Origin of the sequence: uncultured Rothia sp. (assembly GCF_916715725.1) — a bacterium.
In the GTDB taxonomy this organism is placed as follows: Bacteria; Actinomycetota; Actinomycetes; order Actinomycetales; family Micrococcaceae; genus Rothia.
Genome location: NZ_CAKAPD010000002.1, coordinates 156,174 through 179,827, shown reverse-complemented (window position 1 = coordinate 179,827; position 23,654 = coordinate 156,174). Strand labels below are relative to the sequence as shown.

The window sequence follows — 23,654 nt, the reverse complement described above, 5'->3', positions numbered from 1 at the left end:
CCATGCTGGCGCACCTACAGGCCCACCAGCTCAAGGCCACTCAGCGTCAGGTTGCTTAGCCCTTTTAGCCCACCGGAACGTTAACGTTCACCAGCGAGTACAGATCCTTCGGATCATCCGGGCTAGCAACCAGGTCAATGAACTGCTGCAGGTCGGTGTCCTGCGTAGCCGCACGGGCATAACGCAGACCCGAGAAGTCAGCAATTGCGAAGCCCACCGAATCAAACAGGGTAATCTGCTCATCCGACACGCGGCCCGGCTCCTCACCGGTCAGAACCTTCCAGAACTCCACCACGGGGAAGTCCGGGTCCTTCTGCTGAATCTCGCCCTCAATGCGGGTCTGCGGCGGGAACTCAACGAACACGGTGGAGCGGTCCAGAATTTCGCTTTCCAGCTCGGTCTTGCCGGGGCAGTCGCCACCAATAGCGTTCAGGTGCACGCCGGGCTTCACCTGGCGGTCCAGCAGAACCTTCGCCTGCTGCTTATCGGCGGTGCAGGTGGTAATAATGTCTGCGCCCTCAACAGCCTCGTCCACGTCCTTAGCCAGGTGGATGCGGAAGCCCAGCGGCTCCAGGTTGCGGCGGAACTTCTCCATCGCGTGCGGGTCAATGTCGTAGACGGACAGGTCCTCAATGCCGAGCACCGCGCGCATACCCAGCGCCTGGAACTCAGACTGAGAGCCGGTACCAATCATCGCCATCTTCTTCGAGTCCTTGCGTGCCAGGTGCTTAGCAACCATGGCGGACACGCCAGCGGTACGCAGCGCGGTCAGCAGGGTCATCTCAGCCAGGAATACGGGGTAGCCGTTGTCCACATCAGCGAGCAGACCGAACGCGGTCACGGTCTGGAAGCCGCGCGCCGGGTTGGACGGGTGGCCGTTCACGTACTTGAAGGAGTAGGTGATGTTGTCGGAGGTGGGCATCAGCTCAATCACACCGAAGGGGGTGTGGGAGGCGACGCGCGGGATCTTGTCGAAGCTCTGCCACTTCTTGAAGTCTTCTTCGAGGAAGTCGACCATGCCGGCAATGATGTTGCCTACGCCGTCCTTCTGAATCCACTTCGCCATCGAGGCGACGTCAACAAATTCCACCGCGTGTGCGCTAGGACGTTCAGTCATGATTTTCTCCTTTGAATATCTGCACAAAACTTCTTTGTGCATCTGGTGGTCACTGTGGATATCTATTATCTCAAAATATATTGCAGGACACACCGTATTAGAAATGCTGTAAATATGTACTTTGCTTGATGTATTACACGGATGTAATACGGAAGCAAACACGAAAAACGTGCAGGGAGGGGGTTCCAGACTCTATTGGCTAGGGTCTAGCGGCTAGGGTCTAGAACCCCCTCATTCGCCTTCACCAGGATTACAGGCAAACCGGTCGGGTTAGCTACCCTTCGGCTTGTCCTCGTCCTCAAGGTCCAGCTCATCCAGGTCAATGTGGGTACGAGGCTCCGAAACGAGCTTCTTCACCACGGGGCGGGCAGCAATCACAGGCACGGAACCGGTGTAGCCTTCACGGACGCGAGCAATCTCGTTGACGCGGTCACGAACCGTGTACCAGCCGATAATCAGCAGCGGGATAACCAGCAGCAGCGATGCCAGGGTGTAGGTGCCGACCGGGTAATCCAGAGCCATCAGCACCAGCACAACAGCAAGGAAGGCCATCACAGCCCAGTCGCTGAAACGACCGCCGGGTGCACGGTAGTTGGGGCGCTTGTACTTGCCCTCGCCGACCAGCTTCAGGTACTTCTGGTGCGACATTGCGATAGCCGCCCAGCTAGCCATGGTGCCCACGGATGCGATGTTCAGCACGACCTCGAACGCCTGCTCGGGAACGAAGAAGTTCAGCACAACACCGAAGAGGCCAATCACACCGGTGAGCAGAATACCTGCCACCGGAACACCGGAGCGGGACACCTTGGTGGTGAACTTCGGTGCCGAACCGGCAACACCCATCGAGTGGAGGATACGGCCGGTGGAGTACAGGCCAGCGTTCAGCGAGGAAGCAGCCGCGGTAATAACGACCAGCTGCATAATCGGTGCGGTACCATCAATGCCGATAGCGTCGAAGAAGGTCACGAACGGCGACTCTGCGTCCTTGTATGCGGTGTAGGGCATGAGCAGGCAGAGCAGAACCACGGAACCAACGTAGAAGATCGCAATACGCCAGATCACGGTGTTGATAGCGCGGGGGATAACCTTCTCAACGTTCTTGGTTTCACCACTGGTGGTGCCGACCAGCTCAATACCGGCGTAGGCGAACACAACGCCCTGAACCACAATCAGAGCGGGAAGAATGCCGTTGGGGAAGAAGCCGTCATGGGCAGCGATGAGTTCAAGGCCGGGGCGGACGCCGTTGATGGGCTCACCGAAGACCAGGTACCAGATACCAACTGCCATGAAGGACAGCAGAGCAAGAATCTTAATGAGTGCGAACCAGAATTCCAGCTCACCGAAGATCTTCACGGAGATGAGGTTCAGAGCCACGGTGACGATAACGACGATGAATGCGCTAAGCCACTGGGGAATGTCTGCGAAGAACTGGTTGTATCGACCGAACCAGCTGATGTAAATAGCAATAGCGGTGGCGTCTGCAACGGCGGTCATTGCCCAGTTCAGCCAGTACAGCCATCCGGATACGAATGCGGCCTTTTCGCCGTAGAATTCGCGGGTGTAGGAGACGAAGGAGCCCGAGGAGGGGCGGTGAAGGATCAGCTCGCCGAGGGCTCGAAGAATCAGGTAGCCGAAGAAGCCGATGACGGCGTAGATGACGGCGAGCATGGGGCCCGCGTCCTGCAGGCGGCTACCGGTGCCCAGGAACAGGCCGGTACCAATTGCGGAACCGATGGCGATCATCTGGAGCTGACGTGCGCCCAGCCCCTTGTGGAAGCCTTCCTGTTCGTGTGCGAACGGGTCGTCTGTGGGAGGCTTGGTGTACTGATCCGCTGCAGAAGTCTGCGGGTTCTTGTTCGGTGAGGTGCTCATGCTATACCTCCTTGGATAGTTACGTCTGAAGCACGTGTTACACGAAATGTGGTTGGGAACACGTCTGTGGGTTGTAACGACTATAGCACGGCAATTTGACTAAATATAACCCGCATCACGTAACAATTTATATACATATAATGCATATCTTATGAAAATATTTGGTTCATGTTGTATTGTGTGGTTTTAATTGTTTTGTGAAATAGATTATTTGAACCTTGAGTCTAAAAAATCAATTCCCCCACCACCGCACAGCACAAGAGCACCCACAACGGGGTGCTCCAGCAACCTATTCAGAACGGGACTCTAGTCCTCCATTAGGCGATCAATCTTCGCCCGCAACGCACGCTCACGACGATTCAACCACCACCAGCTCGGCCAACGCATCAACGACTTACGCCCAACCTGCACGACCGAGGGGAGCTTCGCCTCCGCAAGCGCCACATCAATCTCGTGGTCGCTCGCGCCCTCATCACGCATTTTCTCCATCAACTCAAGGGATTTCGCCATATCGCCATGCCCCAAAACATGCCGACTCTTACGCTCCAGAACCTCATCCAACCGAGCACGCACCGGGGCAATAGCCGCCGCATTCGGATGCTCACGCTCAGCACGACGCTGCGCCTGGCGGGCACGCTTCTCACGCTTCGCGTCGAGCTGTTTCGGATTATTTTTAGCGCTCGCCTTGCTCATGGGAGGATCCTTTCGCCGCATTCAGGGTGACGTGTACGCTGACCTGCACGCACAGAAGACATCAAGTCATTAACACCTCTACTTTACCGCGGTAATTCACGGAAATTTCGCTGCAGTAAACCCAAAAAAACCCACAAAAAATTAACGATAAATAAGTCGTATCTTGGTAAAATAGTGCGAGTAGGAGGCGTCTCGCGCGCCAACAAAATATGGTGAACCGGCCCTGCCTCGGTAACCGGTCGCATCTATCCAAGGAGTCAGCATATGGCTATTGCAACCCCCGAAGTTTACGCAGAAATGCTGCAGACCGCGAAGGAAAAGGGCTTCGCGTACCCCGCAGTGAACGTGACCTCCTCCCAGACCCTGAACGCTGCTATCCGCGGCTTCGCAGAGGCTGGCTCGGACGGCATCATCCAGGCATCCACCGGCGGTGCAGCATACTGGTCTGGCGCTTCCAAGAAGGACATGGTCGTTGGCTCCCTCGCCTTCGCAGCATACGCACGCGAAGTTGCTAAGCAGTACGACGTGAACATTGCACTGCACACCGACCACTGCCCCAAGGACAAGCTGGAAGGCTTCGTCCTGCCCCTGCTGGCAGAGTCCGAGAAGGCTGTTGCTCGCGGTGAAGACCCCATCTTCAACTCCCACATGTGGGACGGCTCCGCAATCGACCTGGACGAGAACCTGAAGATTGCTGCTGAGCTGATCGAGCGTACCTCCAAGGCAAAGCTCGTTCTCGAGGTTGAGATTGGTGCCGTTGGTGGCGAGGAAGACGGCGTTGAAGGCGCTATCGACGACTCCCTGTACACCACCGTTGCAGACGCAATCAAGACCGTTGAGGCAATCGGCCTGGGCGAGAAGGGCACCTACATGGCTGCTCTGACCTTCGGTAACGTTCACGGCGTGTACAAGCCCGGTAACGTTCACCTGCGCCCCGAGTTGCTCAAGGAAATCCAGACCGAGGTCGGCGCTAAGTACGGCAAGGGCGACAAGCCCTTCTACCTGGTCTTCCACGGTGGCTCCGGCTCCACCGAGCAGGAGATTGCAGACGCAGTGTCCTACGGTGTTATCAAGATGAACATCGACACCGACACCCAGTACGCATTCACCCGCCCCGTTGCTGGCCACATGTTCAGCAACTACGACGGTGTGCTGAAGGTTGACGGCGAGGTCGGCAACAAGAAGACCTACGACCCCCGCGTTTGGGGTGCAGCTGCAGAGGCAGGCATGGCCGCACGCGTGGTCGAGGCTTGCCAGCAGCTCGGTTCCGTCGGTACCTCCATCAAGTAAGGTACTGTTCGCCCGCCGCGGCTCCTGTAGCCGCTGCCGGGTGTGAACCTAAGCTTCGTTAAGCGAAAGCGGTGCCCGCCTCCTCATGACGAGGAGGCGGGCACCGCTCTTTTATGTATCTAGAACCGGGCAAACCTAGCGTTTGCAGTGGATCTCAGTGGGGTTCTCAGCGGGGCAGGGGCGGGTTTACTTGCCGCCGCAGCCGCAACCACCGCATCCGCAGCCGCCGGACTTCACAGCCACCGAACCGGAGGTGGGGATACCGTCGCCGGTGTCGCCACCCATGAGGTTCACGCGGTTGCCAATCTCGGGGCCGCCAACCGGCTGGGGCGCCTTACCCGCCAGGGTCGCCGCGAAACCGGCGGGCTCCGCCAGGGGGCTTAGGTTCGGCACCATAGACGCCGCCGGGGAGCCGGAGGGGCCGCACGCTGCTGCTGCCGCGTTAGCCTTCGGCTGGGCGACCAGGTGGGCGCGGGAGAAGCGCTTAATCTGCTCGGCGGTCGGGTACGCGAAGGACACCTTCACCTCACCGTTGACGAGCATGAGCGGCAGAACCTCGCGGCCGTTCATCTCAATCTGCTCGGCGACCGGTGCGCACTCTTCAAATGCGGAAGGGTAGGAGTCGGTGGAGTACACCTCAATGTCCACGCCCGAATCCAGAGCCTCCTGTGCGGCGCCCAGGAATTCGGAGCGCTCCATATCCTGCGGATCCTCCGGGTTCTCACCGGGGCCCGGAATAAATACTTCAAGAACGGTCTCAGCCGCTTCAGTCATCAGTTTTTAGCCTTTTCTCTCTTATAGGCACCGGCTCGGAGGAGGGGTGCCAGTCCTTCACTAAGTGTACTCGCGACCTCAAGAGTGCAGAAGTGTGAGTTGAAGTTCCAGATTTGCGGAATATTTGCAGAATTCGAGTCGAATGACCCTCAGCTCGTGAGCTGCGGGTTTAGGTGTTGTATTCTGAGTGCATATGCACCGGAGTGTGCGAACCCTGCAATTTAGGCAGGCGCCGCCCGGTGTGAAACCAAGAAGGCAACGACGCCCGCATCCGACGCGGACGCATCAGCGCTACAAATACACGCTATTCATAGCGCCACACGACCAGAAGGAGCATATATGTTCGGTTTCGGCAAGAAGAAGAAGGAAGCTGCCGCACAGGAAGCATCGTCCGCAGACGTCTACGTCGCACCTGTTACCGGCGAGTACCTGCCGCTGAGCGAAGTCTCCGACCCCGTTTTCTCTCAGGGCGTTATGGGCGACGGCTACGCAGTGAACCCCACCGCAGGCACCATCGTCGCACCCGTTGCAGGCACCATCGCACTGATTCAGGACACCCTGCACGCATTCATGCTCCGCACCGAAAACGGCGGCGAGGTACTGGTCCACATCGGTATCGACACCGTTGAGCTCGGTGGCGAAGGCTTCACCAAGATTGCTAACGTAGGTGACAAGGTTGAGGCTGGCGCACCCATCATCGAGGTGGACTGGGCAGCTATCGAGGGCCGCATCCCCTCCAAGGAAACCATGGTGATGATCACCAACACCGCAAAGTTCAACATCTCCAAGGACTCTGAGGCACGCCGCCCCGTCGCAGCCGGTGACCGCGTCGCTCAGGCAACCAAGAAGTAAGCTGAACCAGCGAAAATAGCTCAGCTTCAACAGCGGTGAAAAACCTGCGAAAAATGTTTTAACGCAAAAGGTCGCGTCCTGTAGGCTCAATCGGGCTGTAGGCGCGGCCTTTTTCGTTACACGAGAAATTTTTTAACGCCGCATGAAATGCCGCTATTAAAAGCGGCGGAAAAGGAGGAACACATTCACCCGCATTACACCGCGGGTAAGAATGAGGCGCACATAATACCCTATTTTCCTGTAAACGCAGTGAATCACCGATAAAAAATCGTTATCCTACTTAGAGTTGTAGTTTGAGTTGAGAGAATCCGGACCCTCAGCTATAAACCAAAACTTCAATGAACAACCACACACATTACGCTCAACTCATAAAAGAAAAAGGACTACTACGGTGACTGCATTCCCGAAGACCTCTAAGAATCTGAGCCGCCGCGGCTTCATCGGTGCCTCCGCACTGGCACCCGCCGCCCTCATGCTCCAGGCAGGCGAAGCCCACGCCGCAGCCAACACCCGCGCACAGCTCGCGGCAGTACACAGCGGCTCCCCCGCACACCAGCTGCTCTACAAGACCGATGAATTCTTCATCGCCCACCGCGGTGCCGGCAACATCAGCCCCGAGCATACCGCCTACGCTTACGCAGAAGCTGTACGCCGCGGCGCCCTCGCCGTCGAAATTTCCGTACGCACCACCAGCGACGGCCAGTTCGTCTGCATGCACGACACCAACATCAAGCGCACCACCGGCGCATCCATGGACGTGCGCGGCCACACCCTCGCCGAACTGCGCCAGCACAAGGTCGACATGCGCCAAAACTTGGGCGAGAAGACCGGCCTGTACGACATCCCCACCCTCGAAGAAGCAATCGCCGCGGTTGACGCCGTACCCGCAGGCGGCGAATACGCCTCCGTCGGCGGCAAGAAGGTCGTACTGTTCCTCGAAGCGAAGGACGGCCCCGCACAGGCAGGCCTCGTCAAGTTCATCACCGACCGCGGTCTGCAGCGCCGCACCGTCATCAAGATGTACCGCGACGGCAGCGGCGGCTTCAAACCCACCTCCCGCTACCTGAAGCTTGCCAACTCCGCAGGCTGCGCCACCTGGTGCTACTTCGACGGAGGCGACCCCATCGACAAGATTTCCGCAATGGCACGCCACGAAAACGTGGACGCCATCGGCGTACCCTACTACGAGAAGCCGACCGGCGCTTCCCAGGGCTCCATGAGCGAAGAGAACGTACGCGCCCTCACCGGCCTCGGTAAGGCAGTCATCGTCTGGGAAGTCCACCGCCGCTCCGCCTACGAAAAGTACAAGGCATTGGGCGTGAAGGGCTTCATGTGCCCCGACCCCTACTGGGTAATCGGTGACCCCTTCGACGCCAGCGTGAAGATTAAGACCGGCCAGCGTCCCCACGGCATGCTGCCCGCCGACCCCTCCGTCGCAGCGGACATGCCCGACCTGACCGGCGCAGCCATCGTGCACAACCAGCGCTACGACGAATCCGTGCTGCTCGGCCCCCTGGCGAACTACACCACTCGCGACAAGTACACTCTCGACTTCTCCATGAAGTGGACCAGTGCAGTGCCGAAGCAGGATGGTCACTACGGCTACATTGCGTTCGGTCGCGAACACGACGGCGCCTTCGGCATCGGCAAGAAGTTCGCTGCAAAGCAGGAAGACGGCACCTACGTGCTCGCCATCCGCCCGAACTACCGCGGCGGCTCCGTGGCACAGATCCTCTGCTTCGAACCGAACCAGGCAAGCCCGCGCGTACTGCACACCATGAAGCTGCGCCAGAAGGTCACCACCGGCCAGGCACTGAACTGCAAGATTGTGCTGAACAAGAACAGCTTCTACTACACGGTCAACGGCCAGTACTCCAGCCCCATCAACCACAGCGCCTACCGCGGTCCGTACGTACACTTCGGCCGCTTCCACGGCACCAACGATGGCGGTCCTCTGGAGCTGACTCGAATCGAGGCACGCCAGTCCTGGATTTGAGAGAACCGGTGGGCCTAGTCCACCAGGTCTGACTCGCCGCCCGCTAAGCGGTGAAGGTGCGGGTATCGGGCAGAGCGGATGCAACACCGAGCATCCCTTCCGGGCAACGCCTTCCATAATCCCCAGCTAGGATTCTCGCGCACCGAGCGAGAATCCACCTGAAGGGGGTCGTATCCACAGTGGATGCGGCCCCCTTCGGCGTGCCCGCGGTCGTGTGGGGGCGGGGAGGGGAGAGAGCCGCCGGGTCGGTTCGAGGCGCGCAAGGGCGTGTAGGCGCGCGTGCAGGTTCGAGGGGTAGGGGAGCGCGCGGGACTAGAATTAAAAGCGTCAGAGTCGACCGCACCGGCCGCCCCAACCCGAAAGGCACGCCATGACCACCTCACCCGAAAGCTCCGCCGAGAATCCCGCCGCAAAGCCCACCGCAAAGACCGCCGCGAAATCCGCCCAGCTGCGAGGCCGCACCGAACCGCACATGCAAAGCATCAACATGCCGCAGCGTGAACCCATCGACCCCTACGAGAGGCCCTCCTACCCCTTCTTCTACGTGCCCACCGACCTGCTCATCGGCGGCACCTGGGTCACCGGCGACAACGGCTCCTTCCCCGTACACAACCCCTCCTGCGGCCAAATCCTCGCGCACGTCGCCGACGCCAGCATCGAACAGGGCATCGAAGCACTCGACGCCGCCTGCGACGCCCGCACCTCATGGGCGGCAACCAGCGCCCGCAAACGCGCCGACATCCTCAACCGCGCCTACACGCTCATGACGCAGCGCACCGAAGTCATTGCCCGGCTCATGACCCTCGAAATGGGCAAGCCCCTCGACCAGTCCCGCGGCGAAGTCGCCTACGCGGCAAACTACCTGCGCTGGTACGCCGAAGAAGCCGCCCGCAACTTCGGCCGCACCGCGGTCGCCCCCGAATCCGGGCTGCAGATTACCACCGTACGCCGCCCCGTCGGCCCCTGCCTGCTGATTACCCCCTGGAACTTCCCGCTCGCCATGGCGGCACGCAAGGTCGCCCCGGCGCTCGCGGCGGGCTGTACCGCGGTGCTCAAGCCCGCCTCCCTGACCCCGCTGAGCTCCCTGTACTTTGCCTCCCTGATGCGTGAGGCGGGCCTGCCGGACGGCGTGCTGAACGTGGTGACCACCTCCCGTACCGGCGAGGTTGTCTCCGCACTGATGGCCGATGAGCGCCTGCGGAAGGTGTCATTCACCGGCTCCACCGCCGTGGGCCGCACCCTGCTCGCACAGGCCTCGCAGAACGTTCTGCGCACCTCCATGGAGCTGGGCGGCAACGCCCCGTTCATCGTCTTTGAGGACGCGGACATTCCCGCCGCCGTGGAGGGCGCCTACGCGGCGAAGATGAGGAACATGGGCGAGGCGTGCACCGCCGCCAACCGTTTTATCGTGCACGAGGACGTTGCCGAAGAGTTCACCCGCGCCTTCGTGGAGCGTATGGAGGCGACCGTCGTGGGTGACGGCACCGTCGAGGGAACCGACTGCGGACCGCTAATTCAACCTTCAGCGGTTGAATCCATGCTTTTTATGGTGGAAGACGCCCTGGGTAAGGGTGCGCTCCTCGCCTGCGGCGGGTACATTCCTGAGCTTGAGGAGAACGTTCCGAGCGATACCGGCGGCATGCCCAAGAACCTGAACAAGGGCAACTTCATTCGCCCCACCGTGGTGACCGGCGTGACCGATTCGATGCGCGTGTGGCGTGAAGAAATCTTCGGCCCCGTCGCCCCGATCGCCACGTTCAGCGGCTACGGTGAGGAGGGTGAACGCACCGCCCTGAAGCTCGCCAACGACACCGAGTACGGCCTGGCGGCGTACGTGTACACGAGCAACCACCCGCGCTTTACGCGCATGGCGGCTGGTCTGGAGTTCGGTCTGATCGGGTACAACTCCGGTGTTATCTCGAATGCGGCGGCACCCTTCGGTGGCGTGAAGCAATCCGGCATGGGCCGCGAGGGTGGCCCCGAGGGTCTGGAGGAGTACACCGAGCTGCAGTACATCGGCGCGCCGAACCCGTTCGCCGGGTAGGCTGAAATACTAGTTATGACGGAGCTCCGGCGGGTACCCGAGAAGGTGCCCGCCGGGGCTTCGTGCTGTCTAAATCATGTGCGGGTGCTAGAGCTGGAACAGACCGCACAGCTCGCGGCTGAAAGCATCCGCGGGACCCTTGCCGCACGAGTTGGGGCGCGGCTCAAGGGCGACCCGCTCGAAGAAGGCGACCCAGGTGCGTCCGTCGGTGTGGGAGGTGAGTGCCGCCTCCATGGTGGGGTGTTCGGCGGTATCTGCCGCGGGGTCGATGCCCGCTTCGAGGAGTGTACTCAGTGCCTCCGTTGTCGATGTTTCACGTGAAACCAAACCTCCAGAGGTTACTTCTTCACCCTTTTTCTCCAGTTCGAGGCGTACGGCAACCTCCGCCGCCTGCTCCACCGGAGTATCCGTGCTGCGGCCTCGCAGGCCGTGCAGCGACGGAATGGAACGACCCGCCAGCGACAGGTACGCCGCCAGCGCCGAAGGTTCCGAGAGGCGACCGTAGGTGTAGCCGGTGGGCAGCATAATACCGACCGGGGCAAAGCGGTGACCGCCCGTATGCGAGCACTCCCAGACCGCGTTTGCCGGCAGGATATCCGCCAGGTGCGCCGCAATGGGGCGACCACGCAGGGCACAGCAGCGGTCACGCTTGGAGTGGGTGCACACGAGAATAGCGGGGGAATCCATGAGCTCCGCGCCGGTCGCCTGAATCAACTCCTGGGGGTTGCCCAGGGGTAGGTCGAGAAGCTGTTCGGGGGTGCTCACGTTGAACGAGTAGAGCTTCTCCTCACCCGGGGTGCAGAGCGCGTAGAGCACCCGGTGGGTCGGGTTGCCGGATGCATCCGGCGCGCCGTGCAGTACGCGCCCCGCCCTGCCCGCCTGGCGGATCAGTAGGAACTTCAACCCCGCCTGCGAGACTGCCTCGCCCAACGCCTCCGAAAGCTCCTCGCCCAGGGCGGAGCCATCCAGTACGTCACGGCCCCACTGGCCCACGTGCTCGAGCGCCAGCCAGGCGGTGGCCCGTCCGGCGGTGCCGCCGAGCGCCTCGTCGTCGTAGAGGGAGCAGGAGTCCGCCGGGATGCTCGTGGCGCGGGTGCGGGAGGAGAGCTCATCGGCGTGCGCGGCGCGCAGGTTGTTTAGCTCGGCGGGGTCGCTGGCGCGCGGCTCGGGGGTGGCGGGGGTGCAGGATTCAGTCATAGTTCCTCGATTCTACGCCTGCAGGATGTGAATGACCTATGTTGCCCCTGTGTGGTCTAAATGCTGAAAAACAACTGTTCAAGGGTGATTTTCAGGGGCTATCGGGTGGTCAACTACTCAGGAAGGAGCGCCAAAGCGACGCGGTAGAGGCGGTCCTTCTCTTCGGTGCTACCGAAGAATGAGCGGAGCATGTACCCCTGGAAGACCATCATGAGGGCGTCCGCGGTGTCGCGAGCGTAGTCGGTGATGAGCGCTGCCTGTTCGGGGGTGCGCTGCGCCGGATCGGGGTTGATCTCGTGCAGAACGCTGAGCTGTTCGGCCGCCCAGGGGGTGAGGGTCTTTACGATGATGCCCTGCAATAGGGGCATGATGTCCGCGGTTGCCCTGGCGATTTCGGGTGCGTGGAGCGACTCAAGGCGGATGCGCAGCATGGCAGAGAAATTGTCGTTTACCAGCTGGTTCGTGTGGATGGTTTCGAGAATGTCTTGGGGGCCTGCGCCTTGGGGGAGTGTTTCGTAGATCTCCTTGATGTTGTTGAGGCGCTCGTTGATGGCGGTGTTGAGGATGTCTTCTTTGCCGGAGAAGTGCGAGTAGATGGACCCGGAGGACAGTCCGGAGGTTTTGATGATGTCGCTCATGGAGGTGTTGGTGTAGCCCTTTTCGAGGAAGCAGCTAACGGCGGCTTCGATGATTTGGGCTCGGCGTGCGGCTTTGGTGGCGTCTGTTAGTCGGGGCATGGTTCCAGTCTAGGGGGTGGGGTTAGAGAATGTGTAAACACAACACCGATTCTTTTTGTGACCTTGCAAACAAAATAGTTATTTCGTTTGCGCTTGGTAAAAACCGAGAGTAGAGTTCTGACTCGTAAACGAAATATGCATTTTGTTTGGAGATTGTCATGAACAACGAAACCGCCACCGCAGTCACCGCAGAAGCAGTGACCGCAGCAGCCCCCGAGCGCACATCCCAGAAGATCTCGGCCAAGAGCATTGCAGAAGCAAGCGCACAAGAAACCACCGACCGTTCCTCCTGGCTCAAGGTCATCAGCACCTCGCTGCTGGCATCCCTAATCGTTGCGGTTGTTATCCTCGCCTTCACATGGCCTACCAAAACCATGGAAGCGAAAAACCTGCCCGTCTCCATCACCGGCCCCGAAGTGACCGTCAGCCAATTTGAGCAATCTCTCAAAGACCGCGGCATCGAAACCTTCGAACTGAAGCAGGCCACCTCCCGCGAAGACGCCGAAAACCAAATCAAGCAGCGCGAAACCTACGGCGCTATCGTCTTCACCGAAGGTGCCGCCCCCGAAGTTCTCACCGCCCCCGCCGCTAACGCCGCAGCAACCCAGATGCTCAACGGCGTCGCCACTCAGCTGAATGCACAAATTCAGCATCAGGCACTCGCTGCTAAGACTCAGGCACTCACCCAGGCTATTGAAGCTGGCGGTGAGCAGGGCGCACAGGCTGCCGCCCAGCTGGAGCAGATGAAGGCGGAAACTGAAAAAGCCTCGGCTATGACCGTGAAGACCACCGCCGTAGTGCCCCTGAGCGAAAGTGACTCCTCCGGTTCCGGTATCGCTATCTCTGCGTTCCCGCTGGTCATCGGTGGTATTCTGGGTGGTTCCTTCTCTGCTCTGCGCGTGAACGGTACCTGGCGCCGCTTCGTCACCGCTACCCTTTACGCCGTCATTGGTGGCGCACTCACCGCCCTGATCCTGAACGTCTGGTTCGGCCTAATTCCCGGTGACTTCGCAACCCTGTGGGCAGCATTCAGCGCCACCTACCTGGCGACCGCCTCCTTCATCGTGGGCGTGAGTGCCCTGACGGCGCCGATTGTCGGTCTGGGTGTAGGTGCCGTCATCACCATGTTCATCGGCAACCCGATTTCGGGGGCAAGCATGCCGAGCGTCTTCCTACCCGGTGCCTGGGGTGCTATCGGTCAGATGATGGTTCCGGGTGCCTCCTCGACCCTGCTGCGTTCCATCGCGTACTTCCCGGAGGCTGCAACGAGTGACCAGTGGCTGGTGCTCGGTTCCTGGATTGCCTTCGGTCTGCTCGCCGGCGTGATCGGCTGGGCGCTGAAGGAACGCCGCCCCGCAAAGGTGGAGGCATAACCGCTGCGGGCTAGGCAGCTAGTACATACAGAAAAGGGTGTGTGCCGTGTTCACTGAACACGACACACACCCTTTCGGCATACCGACTATTACCGGCTGTTATGCGCTGTTACTGGTTGTCGAGCACGTACTGTTTGAACTGCTCATCCTTGCGTTTGAATTCTTTGAGCTCATTCTCCAGGGCTGCCTGGTTCTTGGCGATGAGCGGCTTCTGGTACTGCGCCTCCAAATCGTAGAGCTTCTGCGAACGGCCTACATCCTGATTGCATTGCGCCTGGATGACGGCGATTCGAATTTCTTCCTCGGAGGCGACGGCGCTCTGAGGAATATTCTTCGATTCCTTGACGGTCATCTCACTATCGGGGGTGAGGCCCTTATTCTTGACGCATCGCTTCCACTCGTCGTCGAGGGATTTTTTGAGCTGTCTATCGCCTGCGGCGTTTCGGGCATCGGTTTCCAAACGCGTATACGTAGTGGAGCCGAATGGTATCTCTCCAATTTGCTTCATCTCATCGACGGCGCGCTGATAACATTCGGTCCTGACATCCTTCCCAGGGTCGGAGGAGGGCGCAGGGGAGGACAGATCCAGCGTATTCGATTCATTGGGCTCGTGGAGGCCGTATTTTTGGGCGCGCTCAACATTCCAGATTCCGTAGGTTCTGCCGAGGTTCCTGCCGGATCCTTCGGTGGGGACGAACATCTCGTAGTGTTGCCCGTGTTCGGCAAAGCACTTTTTGCGGGCGAGCTCAAGGGCTTTGGTGAAGTATTCGCCCTTGCCGGCGGTGTTGTATGCGTCCAGGGGTAGGATCACCCGGTCATTTTCTACGTCGAAAATAGCGCGGGCGCTTTCGTCCTTCTCTAGAGAAGGACCGAAGGAGCAAGAAGATAGCACAGTGCTGATGAGGGCAGCCGCCAGAAGCTTTTTCAAAGCTGACATGGTGTTATATCCAATCTGTTACAGGGAGCCCGTGGCGTCGCGGCCACACCCCCCCCGTAGGCCACGCGAACTAGGTGGCCTTGAGAACACTTCTTGAGAAGGTGACTTAACAATACCCCTAGTGGAAGCTAGTTGGCGCTCAATAGGCTGGTGCGTGCGCTAGAAAATTTTTCTGCCGCATGGTGGGTTTGCGCAGGTCACGGCTCAGTTCAGCAAAAATACCGCGGAAACAGTGCGAAAACAGTGCGAAAACAGCACAAGCGCAGGACGGGCAGGCGGGCGCACCTGATTTGGTGCCCCGCCCGCCTCGCGCCACAATGAACACATGACCGCAGAAGACACCACCGCACTAACCAGCGCCAGGCTCGACCTCTGGCTCTGGTCAGTGCGCATCTTTAAAACCCGTTCCCTCGCCGCCGACGAATGCAAAGGCGGCCACGTGCGCGTCAACGACGCCCCCGCCAAACCCTCCCAAAAACTCAAAAAAGGCGACATCGTCAAGGTCCGCTATCCCGGCTGGGAACGCGTCTTCAAAGTCGAAAAACTCCTCGTCAAACGCGTAGGCGCACCCATCGCCGTCACCTGCTACGAAGACCTCTCCGGCCCGCGCCCCGCCTACCTCTCCATGCCGCCGGTCGCCAAACGCGAACGAGGTAGCGGCCGCCCCACCAAGAAGGAACGCCGCGCCCTCGACGAACTGCGCGGCCGAGGAGCCTAACCGCCTAAAGCGCATCTCACGGAGTGCACCCCGCCCCGCGCGCAGGCACCCGCCGCGGCGGCGGGGAGTAGCCTAGAGGGATGAGCACACAGAAGCACCAGAATACTGAACCCGGCGGCACCGCGCCCGGCGATACTGCGCGCGCCGCGAACCCCAGCGCCAATACCACCGAGCCTTCGCTGAACCGGCGCATCCTCGCCCTCGCCGTACCCGCCTTCGGCGCGCTCATCGCCGAACCCATCTTCGTGCTCACCGACTCCGCCCTCATCGGCCAGCTCGGCAAGGCAGAACTCGCCGGCATGAGTATCGCCGCCACGCTCGTCACCACGGTCGTGGGCCTCATGAACTTCCTCGCATACTCCGTCACGCCCGCCGTGGCGCGCGCCTTCGGTGAGAAGAACCTGCGCCGCGCCTGGCAGATCGGCGTGGACGGCGTGTGGGTCGCATTCGGCCTCGGCATGCTCCTCATGATCGCCGGATACGCCTTCGCAGACCCGCTTCTGCGCGGCCTCGGCGCAACCGACGAAACCATCAGCTACGCCCTCGACTACCTGCACCACTCGCTCTGGGGCATCCCGCCGATGATGATAATCCTCGCGCAGGTCGGCACGCTCCGCGGACTGCAAGACACCGTCACCCCACTCAAAGTCGCCACGGTCGGCACGCTCGTGAACATTGCGCTGAACTGGCTGCTCATCTACCCGGTCGGCTGGGGTGTCGCTGGTTCGGCGACCGGCACCTCCCTCACCCAGTGGGGCATGGCTGCCGCGCTCGGCGTGGTCATGATGCGCGGCACCCGCGAGCACGCCGTGCGCTGGGCACCCGACGTCGCCGGCATGCGTTCGGTGCTGTCCCTCGGCTCCTGGCTCATGCTGCGCACCCTGTCCATGCGCATCGCCTCCCTGCTGACCGTGTTCGTCGTGGCACGATTCGGCACCGAACACACCGCCGCCTACCAGCTCGGCATGGGCGTGTTTAACCTCTTCCTCTACGCCCTGGACTCCCTCGCCATCGCCGCCCAGGCGCTACTCGGCAAGGAACTCGGCGAACGCGACCTGGCTGTAGAATCCGAACGCGTGAAAGTGCGCCAATTGAAAAACCGGCTGCTACGCATGAGCCTCATCTACGGCGTTATCACCGGCCTGATCTGCCCGCTCATCGGCTTCTTTGGCTCCTGGCTATTCACTCAGGATGCGCAGGTGGCGTTCCTCTTCACCATCGCCACCGTCATCATCGCGCTCGGCCAGCCCATCGCCGCCTACGTGTTCACCCTGGACGGCATCCTCATGGGGGCGCAGGACGTGAAATACCTGGCAATCGGCTGCTTCATCATGCTCGTCATGTACGTGCCGGTCATGCTCGGCCTGCACTGGGCGGTCGGTGCCGGCACCATGGATGCGCTCGCCGGGTATTGCGGCTTGTGGGCGGCGTATATTCTGTACTTCCAGGGAATCCGCGCGGTCATTTTCGGTCGCCGCGCCCGCTCGGATGTGTGGATGAAAGCCGGTGCCTAAACCCTTCGAGCCTGATTGTTTTGCGCATACGTGCTTTGGGCGTAATGGCTCACAATTAGACCGCCCGCACCCTCCGCAGGTGTAGCATGACAGGGTATTGAAACCCTCATGCAAAGGATGAAACCGTGACCGTAACCCGCGAAGAAGCTCTCGAAATTTTCGCCCGCCGCCGCGCAACCCGCGCCTACGACCCCGACCGCCGCATCAGCGACGAAGACTTCGCCGCAATCCTCGAATTTGCGCGCCTGTCGCCCAGCTCCGTCGGTACCGAACCGTGGAAGTTCCTGGTCATTCAGGACCCCGAACTGCGCGAAAAGCTCAAGCCAATCGCCTGGGGCATGGTCGGTCAGCTTGATGCCGCAAGCCACGTGGTCATTCTGCTGGCGAAGAAGGGCCTGCGCTACGACACTCCGTGGATGCGCCGCACCCTCGAAGGCCGCGACCTCACCGAGGAGCAGATGGAGGCCGCACTCGAACGCTACAGCGACTTCCAGAAGAACTGCATTAAGGTTCTGGAAAGCGACCGCGCGCTCTTCGACTGGGCGTCTAAGCAGACCTACATCGCCCTGGGCAACATGATGACCGGCGCCGCTATGCTCGGCATTGACTCCTGCCCCATCGAGGGTATGGACTACGATGCAGTGAACGAGCTGCTCGCTTCTGCAGGCCTGTTCGACCCGGAGGAGTACGGCGTATCCGTGGCTGTGACCTTCGGCTACCGTGCCCGCGAAATTGCGCCGAAGAGCCGCCGCTCCATCGAGGACCTGGTCACCTGGGCGTAAGGTTCTGCCGGGTGCTCGGCGAGGTTTTCTTGCCGGGCTCTTGAGTACGGGCTTCCGGGCGGGGCGTTTGAGCTAGGTGTTCAAGCCGCCGCCCGTGAAAACTAAATATAAAGAAATGCACCGCCTTTACACGGGCGGTGCATTTCTTTATATCTTTTACAGTGCGAAAAGCACGGTGAGATGCACTTTTGAAATTTTCGTTTGAAATCGCGCGGGGCGATTCATTCTGTATAACGGCAGGGCGTTACTTCCTAAACGCCGTCAGACGCATAGAATTCAGCACCACAAACACCGAACTAAACGCCATTGCCGCAGCCGCAATCATCGGGTTCAGCAGGCCCGCCACGGCAACCGGAATAGCCGCCGAATTGTAGGCGAACGCCCAGAACAGGTTCGACTTAATGGTGCGCAGCGTAGCGCGGGAGAGACGCAGTGCCGTCACCACTGAAGCAACATCCGAACGGGTCAGCACAATATCGGCTGCCTCCGCGGCAACGTCCGTGCCCGAACCCATCGCAATGCCCAGCTCAGCAAGAGCCAGCGCCGGGGCGTCATTCACGCCATCGCCGACCATCGCCACGCGGTGACCGGCAGCCTGCAACTTCTCAATCACCTGCGACTTACCCTCCGGGGTCACGCCGGCGTACACGTTCTCAGCCGAAATACCGACCTGCGAGGCGATCGCCTGCGCAACCTGCGGGGCGTCACCGGTGAGCAGGATCGGCTCCATGCCGAGCTCACGCAGCTGCGCCATGGTTTCTGCCGCCTCCGGCTTGGGGGTGTCGGCAACCGAAATCATGCCGACCGGCTGCAGGGCAGGAGCATCTTCGGCGGCCTCATCGTTCGGGGCCTCGCCGCGGGCGACAACCACGGTCGTCAGACCCGCCCGGCGAGCCTGATCCAGTAGAGCCAACTGAGCCTCGCTCAGCTGCGCACCCGCCGCCTGCAGGTACTCGGGAGTACCCACAACAACCAGCTGGGAGGTGCCATACTCGGCGCCACTCTCAGCGCCTTCACCCGCGCCGCTCAGCACGACGCCGCGCACGCCTCCGGGAACACCCTCAAAGCCGCTCACACTCGGTGCCGAAGCGCCCTCCGCCAGCACGCCCTGCTCACGGGCAAAACCGGCAATCGCGCGGGCAATTGGGTGCTCACTCAGCGCCTCCACGGCGGCGGCATCACGCAGAACAGACAGGGAACGCTCGTTCTTGGAACCGGTAGATTCCGGCGAAATACCGGCAAAATCACCCGCCGACTCATAGTCATCAAAAGTGCCGTAGAACGCCACAGACATCTCACCAGTCGTCACCGTACCGGTCTTATCCAGCACCACACGATCAACCGTGCTCGTCGCCTCCAGCACCTGCGCATTACGAATCAAAATGCCCAACTGCCAGCCGCGACCCGTACCCGCCAGCAGCGCCGTCGGAGTAGCCAAACCCAAAGCGCACGGGCACGCCACCACCAGCACCGTCACCGCCGCATTAAACGCCGCCGAACCGTCACCAGAAACCAGCCACCAACCGACCAGGGTCAGCGCCGAAATCACCAAAACCACCGGCACAAACACCGCAGAAACACGATCCGCCAGGCGAGCAATCGGAGCCTTCGTCTCCTGCGCGCTCGCCACCAGCTCACCCATCTTCGCCAGAGTCGTCTCAGCGCCCACACGGGTCGCACGCACCGTCAACGAACCAGACGTATTCACCGTCGCACCCGTGACCGCATCACCCGGATGCACCTCAACCGGCACAGATTCACCCGTCAACAGGGACGCATCCACCGCGGAGGTACCCTCAACCACCACACCATCCGTGGCAATCTTCTCACCCGGGCGCACCAGGAACAGGTCATCCGGCATGAGGTCCTCCACCGGAACCTGCACCTGCTTCGTCACGCCCTGCTTATCGGTGCGCAGCAGAGTCGCCTCCTTCGCGCCCATGCTCAGCAGGGTGCGCAGCGCCTCCGAAGAACGGTTGCGAGTACGGTGCTCAATCGCGCGGCCAATCAGCAAGAACAGCGTCACCATGGATGCCGAATCAAAATACAGCGGCGCATGGTTGCCGGTAAACATCGACCAGAAACTACCGCCCGCATGATGCACATGCGCCGTCAACGCCGGGTTCATGAGCAGCTGCGCCAGCGAATAGAAATACGCCAACACCACGCCGAGAGACACAAGCGTATCCATCGTGGACGAGCCATGACGCGCATTAATAAGCGCCGCACGATGGAACGGCGCAGCACACCAAAACGCGACCGGCGCAGTCAGAACCGCCACAACCCAACCCCAATTCGGGAACTGGAACGACGGGAACATCGAAATCAAGAAAATCGGCACACCCAAAATCGCCGCATAAATAATGCGGTCGGTGAAGCCGCCATTCATGCTCGGGGTGCTGTGATGGTTGCCGCCGGATGCGCTCGCGTTCGTTCCAGCGCCCGCGCGCGGCCCGTTTTTGAGGTGCGCCGTATAGCCGGCATTGTTGATGGTCTCAACAATCTGCTCGTCGCTCACACCCTCGGGTACGATGACGCGCGCCGACTCCAGCGGCAGGTTCACCGCCGGGTCAACGCCGGGGATTTTGCGGAGCTTACGCTCCACGCGACCCACGCAGGATGCGCAGGTCATACCCTGGATATCTACGTGGATAATTCGGGTTGACTCCGTTGATTTTACGGTCGTTCCGGCAGTATTAAAAAGAGAGCGCTCACTCTGTGATGAGGGCTCACGGGTGGTTAGTGAAGGCTGTGTAGAAGACACAATACTTCCTCAAAACTCAAAAACGGGAGGGTAGAAAAAGGCACACGCCAAGCCGGGGGAGGGGTCCCGAAGGACCCCGCCCCGGGTGGTGTTTGGTGCAGTATCAGGGCGCGGTGCCGAGAGTACGCGAGGGTGAAGCTGCGGGTAAAACCGCGGGGCTGTGAACGCGGCGGCGCGAGTAAGGCTACGGCTGTGAAAGCCGCGGCTTAGTGGTCGCCGGGCAGCCCATCCGGCCTGCTCGTGTGCGGGCGAATACCGGTCACCTTCGCGCCACGATCAGACACGCCGTACGCACGCTTCACGGCAGCCCGCGGGAACGGCGAAGCGTTCGCCTTCTCGCGCGCCTTCACGCCCTGCTCGTGCTCGGCGGAACGCTTATTCGCGCTCGTGCCGCTACGACGCGCGGCACCAGTCGCATCTTCACGCGCCGTATATTCGGGGCTCTGCTTCACCCACGAATCGACCAGCGCCGCATCCAGATTCATCTGCCTGGCAACGCGGGCAATCGCGTCGCGCAGGTGAATGTTTTCGGTGCCGACAAGGGTGCGGACCGCGCCAACAATCATCGCAATGTACTGCGGAGGATAAGCCATGATGACTCCTAATCGAGCCGACTGCCGCGCTAGACAGCGGGGGTGAAGCCAGCCTCCACAATAGCGTCTGCGACGGCCTGGGTGTTGAGGGTGCCCTCGTGCTCAATGGTCACGGTGGAGACGCCGTCCTTGACGACGTCCACGGTCACGCCGGTCACGCCGGGAACTTCGCGGACCTCTTCGCTGACGCTCATAGCGCAGTGGTTGCAGGTCAGGCCGGTTGCCTTAACGGTGGTGGTGCTCATGATGATTTCCTTTCGGTAATGGGTTGAAAACTTGGGGCTGCCCGGTGTTTGGGGCTGCGCGTTTAGCTACGCATGAGGCGGGAGATCGCGGCGGTTGCCTCTTTGACCTTGGCCTCTGCGATGGTCGGGTCGCCGGTGCGTTCGGATTCGACGGCGGCGCCGGTCACGCAATGGCCGATGTGCTCTTCGAGCAGGTTCAGGGAGACGGCGTGGAGCGCCTTGGAGACTGCGGCAACCTGGGTGAGGATGTCGATGCAGTACTTGTCTTCGTCGACCATGCGGGCGATGCCACGGACCTGCCCTTCGATGCGGCGCAGGCGCTTGAGGTGCGCCTCTTTGTTGGAGGCGTAACCGTACTGGGTTTCGGGCGCCTCGCCGCTGCAGCATGCGCCGGTGCGCGCCTCGGTGGGGGCGCCGGATGCGGTGCTGACATGGTCGGATGTGCTGTGGCAGCACTGGTTGCTGGTGATTTCCATGGCTTAAGTGTATACCCTAGGGGGGTATACCGCAAGGGGGTGTTACGGGTTATTACGAGGTATGGGTTTTCATACCGAGGCTTTTTACGCCGAGAAGCCACATGTCTTTCGAAAAGCCACCATTATTGTGGCTTCTCGAAACACATGTGGCTTTTCGATATGAAGGAGCTGTACCTCCCCGCAGAATTTGTGCCATGGTTTAGCGTCTTCTGCCATGGCTTTTAACTACGACCAAAGACACTAACCTATGGCACAAATCCGTAGCTCATCACCGGATCTGCGTCTGAGCCAGGTAGGCGGGCGGGATCCGGTAATGATTTAGTGTTTTCGGTAATGAGTTAGTGACTTTGGGCTGGGGTTTTAACCATCGCCAAAGACGCTAAGTCATGACTGAAATTGTTAAGTCATGACCGAATTTTCACCCGCGTGGAGGCGCCGCTTCTGCAGAAATTTCGGCATACCAAAACAGGCGGCCCCGGATGTACATGCATCCGGGGTCGCCTGCTACGGTTATTTATATGTCGGGTTAGAACTGATTTACATGTCGGGCCAGTCGCGGTGCAACGAATACTCCGTATCCCCGTCACCGTTATCGTCCCCTTCGGCCGTATGCGTGTTGTGTTTATTTTTCCTGTTGATAGACAGCTTTCAAATCTGAATTCTCCGCATTAATGTCATCTGTTGTCTTGATTGAAAGAATTTCTAGGCAATTGACTAAGCGATCTGCTGATTCTGCTCCATTAAATGTTAGTGGTTTATCGAAAATAATTTTATGAGTTAGTTTATTGGATTCAATTTTCCAGTCAACTTGAACAGATAGCGGTCGATTTCCATCATATTTCATTTTAAACGTCCTGTAGTTTAATGCTTTGCACGTAAAGTAAAGATCGGGATTTTGATTCACATATTCCCTGATGGGAATCAGGCTATCAATTATCTCTTGTGCAGAATTTACTTTATCTGCTATTAGGATATAATTTGCTACACCGGAGTTAGGAATGATTGGGTTGGAGGGGTGGTCTAGGTAGGCGTTCCTTTTGTCATCTGAAAGATTCGCTCCAGAATATACATTATATATTTGATCGGGCGACAGGTTTAGGGGACCTGTTAGGTGACCACTTGGTTTATTTACGATTTCAAATTTCCAGCCAAGAGTGATGGATCCTTTCTCGGTTTTGCGAAATTTATCTTTATAAATAACGGGCCTTTTATTAAATGTCTCTTTCAGGGTAGACGTTAAATTAATAATTTCTTCTTCCCAGTGTTCGCCAAATATTTGCTGTGCCCTTTCCCGGCTTATTTTGTTTTCAAGGAAGTCTGCATTACTTTTTTTGTGGGATATTTTTAACTCGTGTGTTTCATGGCCATTCGAAAGAAGGATATATATGTCTGTCTTGGGCTCCCCATTGGAGGCAGATCTTGGTTTTCCTAGACCCTTAATTTCATAATCGTTCTCTTTGTAATTTACCTTACCGGCATTTCTGAAGTGGGCTATAATTTCTTTTTCTGTTGCGTTAGAATTTGGCATGATTTCAATTCCTTAGTGTGGTATTGGTGTGATTAGTTATTGGAATTTAGATTCCTTTGAAACAACATTGATAAGTTATTCATAGGAATCTGAATCTGACAGTAGAAACCTACTCTTCAACCTCCTAAAGAGTTATGCTGCTTCCAGCAGTT

At 59.5% G+C, this 23,654-nt stretch carries 20 protein-coding genes; 8 read left to right on the top strand and 12 right to left on the bottom strand.

What is annotated here, in order from left to right; genetic code table 11:
• Positions 1–64 precede the first annotated feature (64 nt).
• The 3 genes from QZ822_RS02685 to QZ822_RS02675 all read right to left on the bottom strand — a co-directional run bounded on the left by QZ822_RS02685 (position 65) and on the right by QZ822_RS02675 (position 3,682).
• A complete protein-coding gene (locus QZ822_RS02685) occupies positions 65–1,117 on the bottom strand; it encodes an ornithine cyclodeaminase (RefSeq protein WP_049326800.1) in 1,053 nt (350 codons plus the stop codon).
• A 270-nt stretch (positions 1,118–1,387) separates the two neighbouring features.
• The gene (locus tag QZ822_RS02680) at positions 1,388–2,989 is read right to left on the bottom strand and encodes an amino acid permease (RefSeq protein WP_294642388.1); all 1,602 of its coding nucleotides are present in this window, start codon (positions 2,987–2,989) and stop codon (positions 1,388–1,390) included.
• 306 nt (positions 2,990–3,295) lie between these two features.
• Complete coding sequence (locus QZ822_RS02675) at positions 3,296–3,682, bottom strand: cobalamin ABC transporter ATPase (RefSeq protein WP_294642386.1); 387 nt, start codon at positions 3,680–3,682, stop codon at positions 3,296–3,298.
• 264 nt (positions 3,683–3,946) lie between these two features.
• Between QZ822_RS02675 and fbaA the strand changes: the two genes are divergently transcribed.
• Complete coding sequence (gene fbaA / locus QZ822_RS02670; protein ID WP_012902702.1) at positions 3,947–4,972, top strand: class II fructose-bisphosphate aldolase; 1,026 nt, start codon at positions 3,947–3,949, stop codon at positions 4,970–4,972.
• 186 nt (positions 4,973–5,158) lie between these two features.
• Here fbaA and QZ822_RS02665 read toward each other — a convergent pair whose 3' ends face one another.
• The gene (locus QZ822_RS02665; RefSeq protein WP_294642384.1) at positions 5,159–5,746 is read right to left on the bottom strand and encodes an arsenic metallochaperone ArsD family protein; all 588 of its coding nucleotides are present in this window, start codon (positions 5,744–5,746) and stop codon (positions 5,159–5,161) included.
• A 339-nt stretch (positions 5,747–6,085) separates the two neighbouring features.
• Here QZ822_RS02665 and QZ822_RS02660 point away from each other — a divergent pair, with 339 nt between their 5' ends.
• The 3 genes from QZ822_RS02660 (at position 6,086) to QZ822_RS02650 (ending at position 10,638) form a co-directional block, all read left to right on the top strand.
• Positions 6,086–6,598: a PTS glucose transporter subunit IIA gene (locus tag QZ822_RS02660; protein WP_294642382.1), complete on the top strand. Its 513-nt coding sequence runs from the start codon at positions 6,086–6,088 to the stop codon at positions 6,596–6,598.
• A gap of 391 nt (positions 6,599–6,989) precedes the next feature.
• Entirely contained in the window at positions 6,990–8,594 is a 1,605-nt protein-coding gene (locus QZ822_RS02655) for a glycerophosphodiester phosphodiesterase (protein ID WP_294642380.1), read from the top strand.
• Positions 8,595–8,964: 370 nt separating this feature from the next.
• Complete coding sequence (locus tag QZ822_RS02650; RefSeq protein ID WP_294642379.1) at positions 8,965–10,638, top strand: NAD-dependent succinate-semialdehyde dehydrogenase; 1,674 nt, start codon at positions 8,965–8,967, stop codon at positions 10,636–10,638.
• 87 nt (positions 10,639–10,725) lie between these two features.
• Here QZ822_RS02650 and QZ822_RS02645 read toward each other — a convergent pair whose 3' ends face one another.
• Both QZ822_RS02645 and QZ822_RS02640 read right to left on the bottom strand, forming a co-directional pair.
• Positions 10,726–11,835 (bottom strand): sucrase ferredoxin, encoded by a 1,110-nt coding sequence (locus tag QZ822_RS02645; RefSeq protein ID WP_294642377.1) that lies wholly within the window; start codon positions 11,833–11,835, stop codon positions 10,726–10,728.
• A gap of 113 nt (positions 11,836–11,948) precedes the next feature.
• Positions 11,949–12,572 (bottom strand): TetR/AcrR family transcriptional regulator, encoded by a 624-nt coding sequence (locus tag QZ822_RS02640; RefSeq protein ID WP_294642375.1) that lies wholly within the window; start codon positions 12,570–12,572, stop codon positions 11,949–11,951.
• A gap of 158 nt (positions 12,573–12,730) precedes the next feature.
• On the opposite strand from QZ822_RS02640, the gene QZ822_RS02635 reads away from it, so the two are divergent.
• Entirely contained in the window at positions 12,731–13,945 is a 1,215-nt protein-coding gene (locus QZ822_RS02635; RefSeq protein ID WP_294642372.1) for an ABC transporter permease, read from the top strand.
• A 109-nt stretch (positions 13,946–14,054) separates the two neighbouring features.
• On the opposite strand, the gene QZ822_RS02630 is transcribed toward QZ822_RS02635, so the two are convergent.
• The gene (locus QZ822_RS02630) at positions 14,055–14,882 is read right to left on the bottom strand and encodes a UDP pyrophosphate synthase (RefSeq protein WP_294642370.1); all 828 of its coding nucleotides are present in this window, start codon (positions 14,880–14,882) and stop codon (positions 14,055–14,057) included.
• Positions 14,883–15,207: 325 nt separating this feature from the next.
• Here QZ822_RS02630 and QZ822_RS02625 point away from each other — a divergent pair, with 325 nt between their 5' ends.
• The 3 genes from QZ822_RS02625 (at position 15,208) to QZ822_RS02615 (ending at position 17,896) form a co-directional block, all read left to right on the top strand.
• Positions 15,208–15,600, top strand: coding sequence for an RNA-binding S4 domain-containing protein (locus QZ822_RS02625; protein ID WP_279754454.1), 393 nt, complete (start codon positions 15,208–15,210; stop codon positions 15,598–15,600).
• Between the two features lie 80 nt (positions 15,601–15,680).
• Entirely contained in the window at positions 15,681–17,114 is a 1,434-nt protein-coding gene (locus QZ822_RS02620; RefSeq protein WP_294642366.1) for an MATE family efflux transporter, read from the top strand.
• Between the two features lie 125 nt (positions 17,115–17,239).
• Positions 17,240–17,896: an NAD(P)H-dependent oxidoreductase gene (locus QZ822_RS02615; RefSeq protein ID WP_294642365.1), complete on the top strand. Its 657-nt coding sequence runs from the start codon at positions 17,240–17,242 to the stop codon at positions 17,894–17,896.
• 244 nt (positions 17,897–18,140) lie between these two features.
• Here QZ822_RS02615 and QZ822_RS02610 read toward each other — a convergent pair whose 3' ends face one another.
• The 5 genes from QZ822_RS02610 to QZ822_RS02590 form a co-directional block, all read right to left on the bottom strand.
• Positions 18,141–20,663 carry a cation-translocating P-type ATPase gene (locus QZ822_RS02610; RefSeq protein WP_294642446.1) on the bottom strand — a complete coding sequence of 841 codons (2,523 nt, stop codon included), beginning with the start codon at positions 20,661–20,663 and terminating at the stop codon, positions 18,141–18,143.
• Between the two features lie 203 nt (positions 20,664–20,866).
• Complete coding sequence (locus QZ822_RS02605) at positions 20,867–21,253, bottom strand: chorismate mutase (protein WP_294642364.1); 387 nt, start codon at positions 21,251–21,253, stop codon at positions 20,867–20,869.
• Between the two features lie 29 nt (positions 21,254–21,282).
• Positions 21,283–21,498 carry a heavy-metal-associated domain-containing protein gene (locus tag QZ822_RS02600; protein WP_070684673.1) on the bottom strand — a complete coding sequence of 72 codons (216 nt, stop codon included), beginning with the start codon at positions 21,496–21,498 and terminating at the stop codon, positions 21,283–21,285.
• Between the two features lie 62 nt (positions 21,499–21,560).
• Positions 21,561–21,974, bottom strand: coding sequence for a metal-sensitive transcriptional regulator (locus QZ822_RS02595; protein WP_294642360.1), 414 nt, complete (start codon positions 21,972–21,974; stop codon positions 21,561–21,563).
• Between the two features lie 622 nt (positions 21,975–22,596).
• Positions 22,597–23,502: a hypothetical protein gene (locus QZ822_RS02590; protein ID WP_294642359.1), complete on the bottom strand. Its 906-nt coding sequence runs from the start codon at positions 23,500–23,502 to the stop codon at positions 22,597–22,599.
• Between the last annotated feature and the right edge of the window lie 152 nt (positions 23,503–23,654).